Origin of the sequence: Archangium sp., from assembly GCF_036389735.1 — a bacterium.
Taxonomy (GTDB): domain Bacteria; phylum Myxococcota; class Myxococcia; order Myxococcales; family Myxococcaceae; genus Archangium.
On sequence record NZ_DASVWK010000806.1, the window covers coordinates 34887 to 49374 of the forward strand.

At 70.7% G+C, this 14488-nt stretch carries 11 protein-coding genes; 2 read left to right on the forward strand and 9 right to left on the reverse strand.

Annotation, left to right across the window (positions count from 1 at the left end; all coding sequences use genetic code 11):
* Positions 1-5: 5 nt before the first annotated feature.
* The 7 genes from VF794_RS28585 to VF794_RS28615 form a co-directional block, all read right to left on the reverse strand.
* Positions 6-1055 (reverse strand): chemotaxis response regulator protein-glutamate methylesterase, encoded by a 1050-nt coding sequence (locus VF794_RS28585; RefSeq protein ID WP_331115814.1) that lies wholly within the window; start codon positions 1053-1055, stop codon positions 6-8.
* Between the two features lie 3 nt (positions 1056-1058).
* Entirely contained in the window at positions 1059-1964 is a 906-nt protein-coding gene (locus VF794_RS28590; RefSeq protein ID WP_331115816.1) for a protein-glutamate O-methyltransferase CheR, read from the reverse strand.
* Positions 1965-1969: 5 nt separating this feature from the next.
* Positions 1970-2485, reverse strand: a complete 516-nt coding sequence (locus VF794_RS28595) for a chemotaxis protein CheW (RefSeq protein WP_331115818.1) — start codon at positions 2483-2485, stop codon at positions 1970-1972.
* A 9-nt stretch (positions 2486-2494) separates the two neighbouring features.
* Positions 2495-4192 (reverse strand): methyl-accepting chemotaxis protein, encoded by a 1698-nt coding sequence (locus VF794_RS28600; RefSeq protein ID WP_331115820.1) that lies wholly within the window; start codon positions 4190-4192, stop codon positions 2495-2497.
* Positions 4189-5871 carry a chemotaxis protein CheA gene (locus tag VF794_RS28605; protein WP_331115822.1) on the reverse strand — a complete coding sequence of 561 codons (1683 nt, stop codon included), beginning with the start codon at positions 5869-5871 and terminating at the stop codon, positions 4189-4191. Before VF794_RS28605 ends, VF794_RS28600 begins: the two co-directional genes overlap by 4 nt.
* Positions 5872-5985: 114 nt before the next feature.
* Positions 5986-7365, reverse strand: a complete 1380-nt coding sequence (locus tag VF794_RS28610; RefSeq protein ID WP_331115824.1) for a sigma-54 dependent transcriptional regulator — start codon at positions 7363-7365, stop codon at positions 5986-5988.
* Positions 7337-8470, reverse strand: coding sequence for a two-component system sensor histidine kinase NtrB (locus tag VF794_RS28615; protein WP_331115826.1), 1134 nt, complete (start codon positions 8468-8470; stop codon positions 7337-7339). Before VF794_RS28615 ends, VF794_RS28610 begins: the two co-directional genes overlap by 29 nt.
* 274 nt (positions 8471-8744) lie before the next feature.
* Between VF794_RS28615 and VF794_RS28620 the strand changes: the two genes are divergently transcribed.
* Positions 8745-10523, forward strand: coding sequence for a monovalent cation:proton antiporter-2 (CPA2) family protein (locus tag VF794_RS28620; protein WP_331115828.1), 1779 nt, complete (start codon positions 8745-8747; stop codon positions 10521-10523).
* A gap of 9 nt (positions 10524-10532) precedes the next feature.
* On the opposite strand, the gene VF794_RS28625 is transcribed toward VF794_RS28620, so the two are convergent.
* Positions 10533-12011: a potassium/proton antiporter gene (locus VF794_RS28625; protein ID WP_331115830.1), complete on the reverse strand. Its 1479-nt coding sequence runs from the start codon at positions 12009-12011 to the stop codon at positions 10533-10535.
* A 136-nt stretch (positions 12012-12147) separates the two neighbouring features.
* Between VF794_RS28625 and VF794_RS28630 the strand changes: the two genes are divergently transcribed.
* A complete protein-coding gene (locus tag VF794_RS28630; protein WP_331115832.1) occupies positions 12148-13839 on the forward strand; it encodes a GTPase in 1692 nt (563 codons plus the stop codon).
* Here the strand turns inward: VF794_RS28630 and VF794_RS28635 are convergent.
* Positions 13831-14478, reverse strand: a complete 648-nt coding sequence (locus VF794_RS28635) for a hypothetical protein (RefSeq protein WP_331115834.1) — start codon at positions 14476-14478, stop codon at positions 13831-13833. The two genes, VF794_RS28630 and VF794_RS28635, sit on opposite strands and share 9 nt — an antisense overlap.
* Positions 14479-14488: the final 10 nt, after the last annotated feature.

Consider the following 14488-nt stretch of genomic DNA (forward strand, 5'->3'; position numbering starts at 1 on the left):
TCTAATCACGGACTCCGGGCCCGGCGCCGCAGGGCGTCACCCATCTCCCCAAGGGGCAGGACTTCACCCACCGCGCCCCGCTCGATGGCCGCTCGGGGCATGCCGAATACCACGCAGCTCGCCTCGTCCTGCGCCAGCGTCGCGGCTCCCGCCCGCTTCATCGCCAGCAGCCCGTCCGCGCCGTCGTCCCCCATCCCCGTCAGCAGCACCCCCACCGCGTTCGGCCCCGCTGCCCTCGCCACCGAGTGGAACAGCACGTCCACGCTCGGCTTGTGCCCCGACACCCGCGCCCCATCCAGCACATCCACCTCGTAGTGCCCGCCGCTGCGCCGCACCCGCAGGTGCCGGTTGCCTGGGGCGATCAACGCCCTGCCCCGCATCACCCGGTCCCCCTGCGCCGCCTCCTTCACCTCGATGCGGCAGACCTGCTGCAACCGTCTGGCGAAGGCCGCGGTGAACAGCTCCGGCATGTGCTGCACGATGACCAGGCCCAGGCAGTCCGGCGGCATCGACACCAGCAGTTGCCGCAGCGCCTCCGTGCCCCCCGTGGAGGCCCCCACCGCCACCACCTTGTCCGTCGTCACCGTCAGCAGCGAGGGCGAGGACGGCCGCTCCAGCACCGCCACGGAGGTCCGCCTCACCAGCCGGGGACGCGACCGCGCCGCGTTGCGGAGGGACTCCACGAAGCGCGCCCGCGACTCACGCAGGAAGTCTCCCACCCCCAACATGGGCTTGGAGATGATCTCCACCGCGCCCTCCTGGAGCAGACGCACCGCCGTCTCCGAGCCCGGTCCCGCCAGCCCGGTGCACACCACCACCGGCACCGGAGCCTCCTCGCGCATGAGCTGGCGCAGGAACGTCAGCCCGTCCATGCGCGGCATCTCCAGGTCCAGGAGGACCACGTCCGGCCGTTGGCTCTTCATCTTCTGCTGGGCGATGAGCGGATCCGACGCCACCTCCACCACCATGTCCGGCACGTGCTCCAGCAGCAGCAGCACGCCCTGGCGCACCACCGCCGAGTCATCCACCACCAGCACCCGCAGCACCGGAGCCATGCCCTACCCGCGAGGAGCGGGTCCTCCCACCGGGGAGCGCAACGCATAGACGGTGGGCATCAACGTGCGCACGCGCCCCCCGAGCCCCGCCATGCTCTCGGAGTGGCCGAGGAAGAGGAGCCCGTGGGGCGACAGGTGGCTCAGCAGCCGCTCCACCGCCCGGGCCTTCGAGGCCGCGTCGAAGTAGATGAGGACGTTGCGGCAGAAGACGAGGTCGAAGCGCCCCATCAGCCCCTGGCCATCGTTCAGGTTCACCCGCTGGAAGCGCACCAGCGAGCGCAGCTCGGGGCCCGCCTTCATCTTCCCCTCCTGGCTGCCCGTGCCCTTGAGCATGTACGCCCGGAGGTAGTGCCTTGGAATCTCCCCGGCCTTGTCCACCGGCCAGAGCGCCTGACGCGCCCGCTCCAGCACGCGCGTGGACAGGTCCGTCGCCAGGATGTCGATGTCCCAGCCCTCCTCCGCCGGCAGGTGGTGGCGCAGCACCATGGCCAGGGTGAAGGGCTCCTCGCCCGAGGAGCACCCCGCGCTCCACACCCGCACCCGTCGCCCCTCGCCGCTCCCGGTGTCCCCGTGAGCACGCCAGCGCGGCAACACCTCGCGCTCCAGGAACTCGAAATGCTTCGGCTCGCGGAAGAAGCGTGTCTCGTGCGTGCAGATGGCGTCCAGCATCCGCACCCGCTCGGCCGCGTCGTCCCCCACCCGCGACAGGTAGGCGCCGAACGAGAGGCCCCCCAGCTCGCGCAGCCGGCGCGAGAGCCGGCCCACCAGCAGCGCCTTCTTGGCGGGCGACAGCCAGATGCCCGCCTCCTGGTAGACGAGCCGCTGGTAGCCGGTGAACTCCCGATCGCTGACCGCGAAGGCCTCGTGGTGCCCGTCACCCTTCCGCGGCTCGCCCCTCGCCTCGATCATGGCGCTCACGAACCGGTGGAGGTGGCGGGCGGGGACTCGAGCGTACTGGCCGTCAGCACCTCCTGGCTGCTGAGCACCTTGTCGATGTCCAGCAGCAGGACGAACTTCCGGCCCGCGCCCGTCCGACCCATGCCCACCAGGTAGTCCACGGGCACCGGCGTGCCAAAGGAGGGCGGCGGCAGCACGTCTCCGGGCTCCAGGTCCATGACCTGGCCGATCGAGTCCGCCAGCAGCCCCAGCACGAGGCGCTCGCCGCCCAGCTTCACCTCCACCACCACGATGCAGCTCCACCGGGTAAGGGTGGCCGGGGGCATGCCCAGCTTCACCGGCAGGTCCACCACCGGCACCACGCTGCCTCGCAGGTTGAACACCCCTCGCACCCACACGGGCGCGCCGGGGATGCGCGTCACCGTGTCGTACTCGATGATCTCCTTCACCTGGAGGATGCCGAGCGCGTACTCCTCTCCGGCGAGGATGAAGCTGAGGTACTGCATGGACGTGGCGGAGGTCTGTTCGCTCATGGCCGACACCTAGAAACGCTTGAACTCGCGGTCCTCATCCTGGAGCACCACGGGGACGGAGGCCCGGGGGGCCACCGGAGTCACGGCGGCGAGCCCCTTGGCCGCGGCCTTCAGCCCCTGCGCGGCGGAGGGCGCCTGTACCCCCGGCGACCCACCCGGAGCGGACCGGGACACCGGGCGTGAGAAGAAGCGCTCGGCGCCACCTTCCACGTGGAAGAAGGACACGAGCTGACTGAGCGCCTCGGCCTGGGCCGACATCTCCTCGGCGGTGGACGCCAGCTCCTCGGACGCCGAGGCGTTGCGCTGCGTCACCTGATCCACGTGCAGCATGGCCTTGTTCATCTGCGCGACGCCGCTGGCCTGCTCGGTGGAGGCGGCCACCACCTCCTGCACCAGATCCGTCGTCTTGCGGATGGAGGGCACCAGATCCTCCAGCAACTGCCCCGAGCGCGTCGCCACCTTCACGCTGGTGGAGGCCAGCCCCGAAATCTCCCGGGCCGCCGTCCGGCTGCGCTCGGCCAGCTTGCGCACCTCGGTGGCCACCACCGCGAAGCCCTTGCCATGCTCCCCCGCGCGCGCCGCTTCGATCGCCGCGTTGAGCGCCAGCAGGTTCGTCTGGTAGGCGATCTCCTCGATGATGGAGATCTTCTCCGCGATGGAGCTCATCGCCTCCACCGTCTCCTTCACCGCCTTGCCGCTCTCGTCGGCATCCTTGACGCCCTGCACCGCCATCCGCTCCATCTGCCGGCTGTGATCCCTGTTCTGGGTGATGCTGGCCGTCATCTGCTCCAGGCTGGAGGTCGTCTCCTCCACGCTGCTGGCCTGCTCGCTGGTGCCCTGCGCCAGGCTCTGCGAGGAGGCGGACACCTGGGCGGAGGCCGAGGCCAGCGCGCCGGCGCCCTCGCGCACCTCGCCGATGACCTGACCGAGCTTGCGCACCATGCGCTGCATGGCCATCAGCAACCGGCCCGTCTCGTCCTCCGTCTCGGAGGAGATGTGCACGGTGAGGTCTCCCTCCGCGATGCGGTCCGCCACCGTCACCGCACGAACCAGCGGCCGGGAGATGAGCCGGGCGAGGAGCAGGCACAGCACGAGACCGAAGGCCGAGCTGCCCAGCAGCACGCCGATGATCCACGCCCGCGCCGACGCGTACGTCTGGGTCGCGCGCGAAGCCGCCTGATCCGAGCCCTCGCGGTTGACGATGACCAGCTCATCGAGCTTGTCGCTCAAGGCGTTGAAGTCGGCGTGCATGGGACCGAGCACCAGCGCCAGGGCCTCCTCGTCCTGGTTCTGCTGCGACAACCGCAGCAGTCTGGAGTGGTCGCGCAGGTAGGCCTCCCACAGCCGCTTGAACTCCTCATGGAGCTTGCGCTCGCGCTCCGAGGTGACGAGCGGCTCGTACCTGACGAACGTTTCGCGGAGGCTCTGGAGTTCGCTCTCCAGGTCCTTTTCCGCGTCACCCATCTGCTGGGGTGTGGTCGCGAGGATGTGCTCGAGTTGGGCGATGCGGAAGTCCGAGGTGTCGGTGTTCATGCGTCCGAGCACCTCCACGCTGGGCAGCCAATTGGTGGCGATTTCATTCGAGGCCTCGCGCACATCGGACAACTGGAGGAGCGCGAAGACGCCGAGGAAGGCGGTGAGGCCCAGCAGGCCCAGGAAGACGAGGAAGAGCTTGGAGGCGATCTTCAGGTTGTGGAACCAGGTCATGAGGTTTCCAGAGGGGAAAGGAGGACTCGGGCAGCGGCGGGAGGAGCCGTCTTCAGCGCCTGGAGGAGGAGCGTGGGTACGTCGAGGATGAGGGCCACCCGCCCATCACCCAGCAGGGTGGAGCCGGCCAGCCCGGGCAGTCCCTGACAGGGCTTGCCCAGGGGCTTGATGACCGTCTGGCCCTGGCCGAGCAGCGTGTCCACGGCGAGGCCCGCCTGACCGCGGCCGTGGCCGATGACGACGATGTTCTCGCGCGGAGGCGGCTCCCCCTCGAGCCGCAGGTGCTCGCGCAGGCGGAGGTAGGGCAGCGGTGCACCGCGCAGGTTGAAGACGCCGGTGCGGCCAGGGCGGCGCTCGTCGCGCGGCAGCTCCACGCACTCCAACACGTTTTCCAACGGAATCACGTACGTCTCGTCCCCCACTCCCACGGAGAAGCCCTCGATGATGGAGAGGGTGAGGGGCAGGCGCAGGCTGAAGGTGGTGCCCTGGCCGGGCGCGGTGTCCACGAGGATGGTGCCGCGCAGCGCCTCCACGTTGCGCTTCACCACGTCCATGCCCACGCCGCGGCCGGACAGCTCGGTGACACGCTCGGCGGTGGAGAAGCCCGGCTCGAAGATGAGGCGGAAGAGGTCCGCGTCGGCGCGCTCCTCCTCGGGGCCCAGCAGCCCGCGCTCACGTGCCCGCGCGGCGATGCGCGCCCGGTCCAGCCCGGCCCCGTCATCGATGATCTGGATGACGATGCTGCCCGCCTCGTGGAAGGCCCGCAGAGTCAGCGTGCCGGTGGGCTCCTTGCCCCGCGCCTGACGCACCTCGGGCGCCTCCAGCCCGTGGTCCATCGCGTTGCGCACCAGGTGGGTGAGGGGGTCTCGAATGAGCTCGGCGATGGTGGTGTCCACCTCCACGTCCTCGCCGCTCACCTCCAGCCGCACCCACTTGCCAGTGCTCAAGTTCAGGTCGCGCACCATGCGAGTGAAGGGCTGGAAGGTGCGGCCGATGGGCACCATCCGCACCTTCATCACCAGCTCCTGGAGGTCCAGGCAGAGCCTGTCCGCCTCGCGGTGTGCCTCCAGCAGCTGCTGGGACGTATAGAGGTGCGCCTGTGCGAGCATGGAGGTGAGGCGCCCACGTGCGATGGCGATCTCCCCGGTGAGGTCCATCATCCGGTCCAGCCGGTTCAGCCCTACCCGGAGGGTGCGCTCGCGGGCCGGGAAAGCCTCGCCGTGCTCGGTGGACCCCTCCCCGAGCCCGGGCCGCTGCGTGTCACCCGCCCCCGAGCGCCCCTCGATGGGCCGAGCGGCCTGGACGGTGGAGGCGAGGAGCTGGTGCACATCTTTCGCCGGCAGGCGTAAATCCGGCTCGGTCACGGGCCGCAGGCCCACCAACTCCCGGAGCGCGTCCACCGACTGAAGCAGCAGCGTGCCCAGCCCCGAGTGCAGCACGAGCACCCCGGCCTCCAGCCGGGTGAGCAGGTCCTCCAGGGTATGGGCCAGTTCCACCGCCTCGGTGAAGCCCATCACGGAGGTGCCACCCTTCAGGGTGTGCACCGTGCGGAAGACCGCTCGCAGGGTCTCCGCCCCGGGAGACACCTCCAGGGCGAGCAACTCCTGCTCCAGGCTGACGAGCTGCTCCTCGGTCTCGGTGAGGAAGACAGCGTAGACCTTCTCCAACTCGGGCTTCATCTCCCCGTGTCAAGAGCAAATCCCAAGCCAATGTCCGACCGTCAACAACTCCCCGGAATCGCGACAGCGCGCCGTGACATCCACGGACGGTGTCTGAAACCTGGATTCTGGATTCTAGATTCTGGACGAGAGGCCCAGTCGCTTGAGCTTCTGGTACAGCGAGCTGCGCGGAATACCGAGCCGTCTGGCCGCCCGCTCCACGTGCCCGCCCTCCGCGGCGAGCACCCGCTCGATGTGGCGGCGCTCCAGCTCTTGCAGGGTCAGATCCAGGTCCGAGCCCTCGGACGGAGGGCCCCTGGGCTCCGCCGGTAAGGGAGAGAGGGCCCGCGCGAGGACATGGTTGAACTGGAGGTCGTCTGACGTCAGGGCGGGCGTCGAGGAGAGGAGCACGGCGCGCTCCAGCACGTTGCGCAGCTCGCGGAGGTTGCCGGGCCATGCGTAGGCCCCCAGGGCCGCCTCGGCCGCGGGCGTCAGCTCCAACCCGGGGCGTCCGAGTTCGCGGGAGAGCCGCGCGAGCAGGTCCCGGGCGATGACGGGGATGTCGCCAGGCCGCTCGCGCAGCGCGGGCAGGCGCAGGGGCAGGGTGCTGATGCGGAAGTACAGGTCCCCGCGGAAGCGCTGCGCCCGCACGGCCTCGGACAGGTCCTGGTGGGTGGCGGCCAGGAGGCGCACGTCCACCGAGCGATCCTCCACCTCGCCCAGGCGGCGGAAGCGCTTCTCCTCGAGCACCTTGAGGAGCTTGGGCTGCACCTGGAGGTCCATGTCACCAATCTCGTCGAGGAACACGGTGCCGCGGTGGGCCACCTCCAACAGGCCCTGCTTGCGGGTGACGGCGCTGGTGAAGGCCCCGCGCTCGTGGCCGAAGAGTTCCGTCTCGAGGAACTGGGGCATCAACCCCGCGCAGTTGAGCTGCACCAGGGGGCCTCCGGCGCGCGAGCCGTGCATGTGCAGCCAATGGGCGAGCACGCCCTTGCCAGTGCCCGTCTCCCCTTGGATGAGGACGGGGCTGTCGCTGTCCAGCAGACGGCGCGCGGTGGCCTCCAGGTCGCGGATGGCCCGGCTGTCGCCGAGGAAGGGGTTGAGCTCGTCGGCATGGCTCGCGGCCTGTGCCTGCTGACGGCGGCGGGTCTGCTGCGCCTCCAGCAACCGCTCCACCATCACCAGCAGGGTGGGCAGCTCCACCGGCTTGGGCAGGAAGTGCTCCGCGCCCTGTTTGATGACCTGGATGGCGGTGTCGATGGAGACATGCGCGGTGAGCACCAGCACGGGGATGGAGGGGTCCACCGCCCTCATCTCCGGGAGCAGGTCCAGCGCGGTGCCATCACCCAGTCTGTAGTCGAGCAGCACCAGGTCCGGCCGGGAGGTGCGGAAGAGCTCGCGGGCCGCACGGCAGTCCTCCGCCTCCAGGACCTCCAGGCCGTGCGCCTCGAGGAAGTGACGGATGCCGAAGCGGACCGCTGGCTCGTCATCGACCACCAGAATCCGGCGCTGCATTCACTCCTCCCTCCGCTGGGAGGAAGACCCGGACCTCGGCGCCTCCCTCGGGCCCGTTGCCCACGGAGACCGAGCCGTGATGTTCCTCGACGATACGTTGCACGATGGCGAGGCCCAAGCCCACCCCCCCGGCGCGATGGGAGAAGAAGGGCTCGAAGACGCGGGGGAGCTCCTCGGGTGAGAAGCCCGGCCCCTGATCCATCACCAGACACTCGACCCGGGGGCCAGCCTCGTCCGCGAGTCCCCGCGCGGTGAGCCGCACGGTGGTGCCGCGCGGGGAGTGCTGAAGCGCGTTGGCCAGCAGGTTCTGGAATACCTGGACGAGCCGGCTCGGATCCATGGGGACGCGAGGCAGGCCCGGCTCCGCCCGCACCTCGACCTGGACCTCGCGCTCGCGGGCGAGGGCGGCGGTGAGGTCCACGGACTCGTGGAGCACGCTGGAGAGCGTACAGGGATGGAGCTCGGTGGACGGCGGGCGGCCGTAGGTGAGCAGCCCGTGCATGAGCTGGTGCAGGCGCGACACCTCGCGCCGGAGCATGGAGACATAGGGCGCGTGCTCCGGCGAGTGGCCGAAGCGCGCATCGAAGGCCTCCAGGGTGGCGGAGATGCCGAAGAGGGGATTGCGCACCTCGTGGGCCACGCCGGCCACCAGCGCGCCCATCCGCGACAGCAGCTCGTTGCGGCGCAGAGCCTCCTGCGCCTCGCGCAACCGGGCCTCGGTCTCGCGGCGGGCGGTGATGTCACGCGTCACTCCGGCGAAGCCACGAAGCCGGCCATCCGGGTGCCACAGCGCCGTGTAGAGGGTACGGGAGTAGAAGCGCGAGCCATCCTTGCGCACCCGCCAGCCCTCGGTCCGCGCCTGTCCCTGTTGCTCCGCCTCGTCCAACACCCGCTGGGGCAGGCCCGAGGCGAGGTCCTCCTCGAGGTAGACGTGCGAGAGGTGTTTCCCGAGGGCCTCCGTGGCGCAATAGCCCGTGACGCGCTCGCCCCCCGTGTTCCAGCACACGACGCGCCCATCCGGCCCGAGCATGAAGACGGCGGCATCCTCCACGGTATCGACCAGGAGGCGGAAGACCTCATCATGGCCCGGGTCGTCGGGACTCATGAGCGAACAGGGGCATGTGCCGTCGGTGGCCCCGGGAACGCCGGTTTGGAGTGAGGGAGGAGGCATGGCGCAAAGAAACCCCCGAGAGCGGAGCGTCATTGCTCGGAGGAGAAACAAATGGGAGGCCCTGGGTACCCCGCTCGGCGGGCGGGGCGAGCCGACACGCCTCCTGGCCTTCAACCGCCCGCCCCCCTGCCCCCTCCCCTCTCCCTGGATGGAGAAGTCCGGGAGGCCGGATTGCTCGGAGAGGACCGCCCGTGACATGAAGGAGGCCATGTCCTTCTTGCACCAGGCGGTGATCTTCCTGGCGGCCGCGGTCGTGTCCGTCCCCATCTTCAAGCGGCTCGGGCTGGGCTCGGTGCTCGGCTACCTCGCGGCGGGCATGGTCATCGGCCCCTGGGGCGTGGGGCTCATCTCCGACGTGGAGGCCATCCTCCACTTCGCCGAGCTGGGCGTGGTGCTGCTGCTCTTCCTCATCGGCCTGGAGCTCCAGCCCTCGCGCCTGTGGGAGATGCGCCGCTCGGTGTTCGGCCTCGGCGGCGCGCAGGTGCTCGGGACAGGGGCGCTGCTGGCCGGGGTGGGGCTGCTGCTCGGGCTGCGGCTGCCCACGGCGCTCATCGCCGGGCTGGGGCTGTCGCTGTCCTCCACGGCCTTCGCGCTCCAGTTGCTCGCGGAGAAGAACGAGCTGACCACCGAGCACGGGCGGGCCTCCTTCGGCATCCTGCTGTTCCAGGACCTGGCCGTCATCCCGCTGCTGGCGCTGCTGCCCTTCCTCGGGGAGAGCACCACCCCGTCGACGGAGCCCGGGTGGCTGTCGGTCCTCAAGGTGGTGGCGGTGCTGGCGGGCGTCGTCCTGGGAGGCCGCTACGTGCTGCGGCCCGTCTTCCGCATCGTGGCCTCGGTGCACAGCCAGGAGCTCTTCACCGCCACCGCGCTGCTGCTGGTGGTGGGCACCGCGCTGCTGATGGGCCAGGTGGGGCTGTCCATGGCGCTCGGCGCCTTCCTCGCCGGCGTGCTGCTGGCGGACTCGGAGTACCGCCACGAGCTGGAGGCCGACATCGAGCCCTTCAAGGGCCTGTTGCTGGGCCTCTTCTTCATCGCCGTGGGCATGTCGGTGAACATCGGCCTGCTGGCCAGCGGCCCGGTGCGGGTGGTGGGCCTGGTGCTCGGGCTGGTGCTGCTCAAGGGGCTGGTGCTCTACGCGCTGGGCAAGTGGGTCTTCAAGAATCACGAGCCCGCCTTGAGCCTGGCGGTGGTCATCTCCCAGGGCGGCGAGTTCGCCTTCGTGCTCTTCGGGCTCGCGGTGGGCTTCCGGGTGATGGAGCGCGAGCTGGCGGACCTGCTGGTGGTGGTGGTCAGCCTCTCCATGGCCGTCAGCCCGGTGCTCTTCGCCGCCTACGACAAGCTCGTGCGGCCCCGCTTCCGCAAGAAGGTCCAGCGGGAGTTCGACGTGGCCCCCGAGGAGGATCACCCCGTCATCGTCGCGGGCTTCGGGCGCGTGGGGCAGGTGGTGGGACGTCTGCTGCGCGCCAAGCACATCGGCTTCACCGCCCTGGACGCCAGCCCCGAGCACATCGACTTCCTCAAGAACTTCGGCAACACGAAGCTCCACTACGGCGACGCCTCGCGGTTGGACCTGCTGCGGGCGGCGCGCGCGGACAAGGCGAAGGTGTTCGTGCTGGCCATCGACGACGTGGAGGCCTCGATGCGCACGGCGGAGACGGTGAAGCAGCACTTCCCCCACCTCACCATCTTCGCGCGCGCCCGCAACCGGCAGCACGCCTACCGGCTGCTCAACCTGGGCATCACCCACGTCATGCGCGAGACGTACGCCGGCAGCATCGAGATGACGGGCGACATCCTCCAGGAGCTGGGGCTCACGTGGTCGGAGACCAAGAGCGCGCTGGTGCGCTTCCGGGAACACGACGAGGCCCTCATCCAGGCCACCTACAAGCACCACGGGGACCAGAAGAAGCTCATCGAGCTGGCGGCCAAGGCGCGCGCGGAGCTGGAGGAGCTGTTCAAGCAGGACGAGGAGAAGAAGTCCGCCTGAGGCGACGCCTCACTCCTGCATCTGCTCGCCGAAGAGGAGCTGGACGAGCGGCAGCTCCTGCGCTTTGCAGAAGATGTAGACGTGGTCGCCCGGCAGGAGCGTCGTGCCCCCCTTGGGCGTCACCAGATCGTTGCCGCGCACGATGAGCGACACCACGGCGGAGCCGGGCAGGGGCAGATCGGCGATGGTGGCCCCCGCCACGGCGGAGGCCGGGTCCAGGTAGAAGGGCACCAGCTCGCCGTTGAGCAGCAGGGTGGACGTCAGCTCCAGCATGGCCGTGGGCGGAGGCGGCGCGAGCGAGACGAGCCCCAGCCGGCGCGTCACCCACCCCACCGTGGCACCGGGGACGAGCGCGTTCACCACCACGATGAAGAACACCACGTTGAAGATGGGCAGCGAGCCCGGGGCCTCGGCCAGCACGGGGAAGGTGGCGAGGATGACGGGCACCGCGCCGCGCAGGCCCACCCAGCCCACGTAGAGGGCCTCGCGCCAGGCGAAGCGGAAGGGCAGCAGGCAGAGCACCACCACCAGGGGCCGCGCGACGAAGGCCAGCACCAGCCCCAGCCCGAGCCCCGTCCACGCCACGTCCACCAGCGCCGAGGGGAAGGCGAGCAGCCCGAGCATGAGGAACATGCCCACCTGCGCCAGCCAGGCGATGGCGTCGTGCACGCGCAGCAGGCCGCTGCGGTAGCGGATGGCCTCGTTGCCCAGCAACATGGCGCAGAGGTACACGGACAGGAAGCCGCTGCCGTGGAAGAGCGTGGGCAGCCCGAAGGCGACGAAGGCCATCGCGAGGGTGAGGACGGGGTAGAGGCCACCGGCCGGCAGGCGCACGTGCTTGAGGATGTACCGGCCCGCGTAGCCAATCCCCACGCCCAGGACCGCGCCCACGAACATCTCGCTGGCGGCCTCGAGCAGGATGCCCCAGCCGATGGGGACCCCACTCACGAGCGCCCCGGTGAGCCCGATGGTGAGGATGACGGCCATGGGGTCGTTGAGGCCCGACTCCAGCTCCAGCGTCACCCCCACGCGGCGCTTGAGGTGCAGGCCGCTGCCGCGCAGCACGGAGAAGACGGCCGCCGCGTCCGTGGAGGACACGATGGCCCCGAGCAGGAAGGCCTGCTTCCACTCGAAGCCGAAGAGGTGGGCGGCCACGCCCATGACGGCGGCCGTGCCCATGACGCCCAGCGTGGCGAGCACCCCCGCGGGCCGGATGCCCTCGCGCACGGCGGCCAGTGGGGTGTTGAGGCCACCGTCGAAGAGGATGAGCACGAGCGCGACGGTACCGAGCCGGAAGGTGAAGCCGTAGTCCTCGAACTCGATGCCGCCGAAGCCCTCGGAGCCGCCCAGTACGCCCAGGAGGATGAAGAGCAGCGCCACCGGAATGCCGAACCGTCCGGCGGCCCGGCTGAAGAGCGCGCACACCCCCATCAGGACGCCGAGCGCCGTCAGGAGGAACGCCGTGGCCATGGGCTCGTTGAGCTGCATCCGCCCAAGGCCTCTACCACGGAGTGGGACCCGGCAAAGGCCCTCCGTCCAGCGGGGCCGCACGGAATGCCCGGTGGCGGAAGCTGTCCTCACTCGGGGCTGGGCACGGGCCCGCTCCTTGGCGAGGCTGGGGCCCGTGGACACCCTGCCCGCTCCCGACGAGCTCGAGCCCCTTCTCTCCGCCGCGCTGGCCCTGCCCGCGCTCAAGCCCCATGCCGCCCGCCTCGAGCGGCTGCGCCGCGACTACGCGCGTGGTCTCGAGCGGAAGGACGCCCCGCTCGCCGTGGCCCTCGTCGGCGCCACCGGCGCGGGCAAGTCCACCCTCCTCAACGCGCTGTCGGGGCAGGCCCTCGCGCGTGAAGGCGAGGACCGGCCCACCAGCACCGCCGCCACCCTCTTCGCCCCCGAGGGCGCGGGCCTGGAGGAACTGGCCCAGGTGGGTGCCAAGGTGCTGCGCTACACGCCCGGCCCCCAGGGGCTGTGGAGCGGTCAGGTGTTCATCGACACGCCGGACCTCAACAGCGTGGCCACCGTCCACCGTGAGGTGGCCCGCGCCGCGCTGGAGCGCGCGGACATGGCCCTGGTGGTCATGCACCGCGGCAGCGTGGCCGAGGCCACCCAGGTGGAGTTCCTCGCCGAGTTCGCGCGGCGCCGCGCACTCGTGTTCCTCGTCAACTTCGCGGACGAGCTGTCGCCCGAATCGCGCGAGGCCCTCAAGTCCCAGGCGCGCCGGCTGGCCGCGGAGCAGTTCGGCCTGCCGCTGGAGTCCGTGCCCGTCTTCGCCATCAGCGCCCGGGCAGCCAAGGAGGGAAAGGATCCCTCGGGCGAGTTCGGCGCCCTCCTCTTCCACCTCAAGTCCCTGGCCACCCAGGCGGTGGCCGAGCGGGTCCGGCGCTCGAATGCCCGGGGGGCGTTGGAGGAACTCATCTCCCTGGCCGAGGGCGCGCTGAAGCAGACGGAGGACACGCTGGCCCGGACGCGTGGGGCGCTGGAGTCGGGGCTCTCGCGGGCCTCGGCGGGGCTGCGGGCGGACTTCGACGCGCGACTCGCGCTGGCGCAGGGCTTCCTGGCCTCGGAGGTGCGGCACCAGGCGGCGGGGCGCTTCTGGGGCCCGGCGGCGTGGGGCATGCGGCTGTCCTATGTGGGGGCCGGGGGACTGGGAGCGGCGACGCTGGTGGCACGGCGCAGCCTGCCGGTGGGGCTGGCCGTGGCCGCCACCTCCACCGTGCTGGACGCGGTGCGGGACAGGACGCGCGCCCGGGCGGCGGAATCGGCGGTGGTGGAGCCCTTCGAGGATGACCTCTCCGTGGAGGGCGCCGCGCGCGCCGCGCTGACCGAGGCACGCGGTCTGGCCCACGCGAGCGGGCTGTCCCCCGAGGTGCTGGGGCTGCCGGACGTGGAGATGCTGCTGGCGGAGCTGAAGTCCGCGCGCGCGAGCGCCTGGCGCTACACCGTCACCACGGCGGTGGCCGAGGCGGTGGCGGGCTGGTGGCGCACGGCCCGCTGGCTGGTGCTGCCACTCATCAACCTGCCCCTGCTGGCGCTGCTGGGACACGTGGGCTACCGCGTGGTGCGCGCGTACGTGGAGGGCCCGCTGCTGGGCCTGGACTACTTCGTCAACGCGGGGGCCCTCTTCGCGCTGCTGGCCGCGGCCGGGGCGCTCCTCGCGTCGGCGAGCCTCGCGGGCACCACCCGCGCCGTCCGCCGCTCGGGGCAGGCGCGCTTCGTCGCGCTCCTGGAGACACTCGGGGGCCGCATGGGAGAGACCATCCAGGACAGCCTCCGCTCCGGTCGGGAGGCCGCCCGCGCCCTGCTCCGGCTACGCTGAGCGGGTCACCCTGCGCCGCAGCCGCTCGTAGAGGTCGAGCACCAGCCGGAGTTCCTCCTCGGTGCGTCGCTCGATGCCGGCGTGGTCCCCGCTCTCGTAGAGGTCCCACACCCCCTTGCTGGAGCCCTTCTGCTCCTTCAGCCCCAGACGCCCCGCCATCTCCCGGGTCGTCTTGGGGTAGAGGATGGGCTCCTCGGGGAAGAGGAAGCTGGCCTCGTTGGAGAGCTCGATGGGCCGGGCCTTGAAGAAGACCTCGAAGAGCTCGGCCGGGTCGGCGATCTCATTGAAGAGCGAGCGGCAGTAGAGCGCCGGCAGGTCGAACTTGGCGATGCCCGCGCCACAGACGACCAGGTCCTTCGCCGGCTTGCCGAGCACGCGCACGCCCTCGTCCCGCTGCCGCTGCCACTCCAGCTCGAAGCGCGCCTTGATGGCCCGGAGCAGGGCGGCCTCGGACTCGAAGTTCCACAGCCACAACCCGTCGAACCGGGGCGCCTCCGGGATGGGCTCGTCGAAGCGCTTGCTGAAGAAGCAGCCACCCAGCAGCAGGTGGCTCGGCCTCGCGGGATTCACGACGAGCGAGCTCAAGCTCGTGGCGCGGTCGCTCGGAGGCGCATAGGCCTCCAGGTCGAAGAACAACATGGCCACCTCG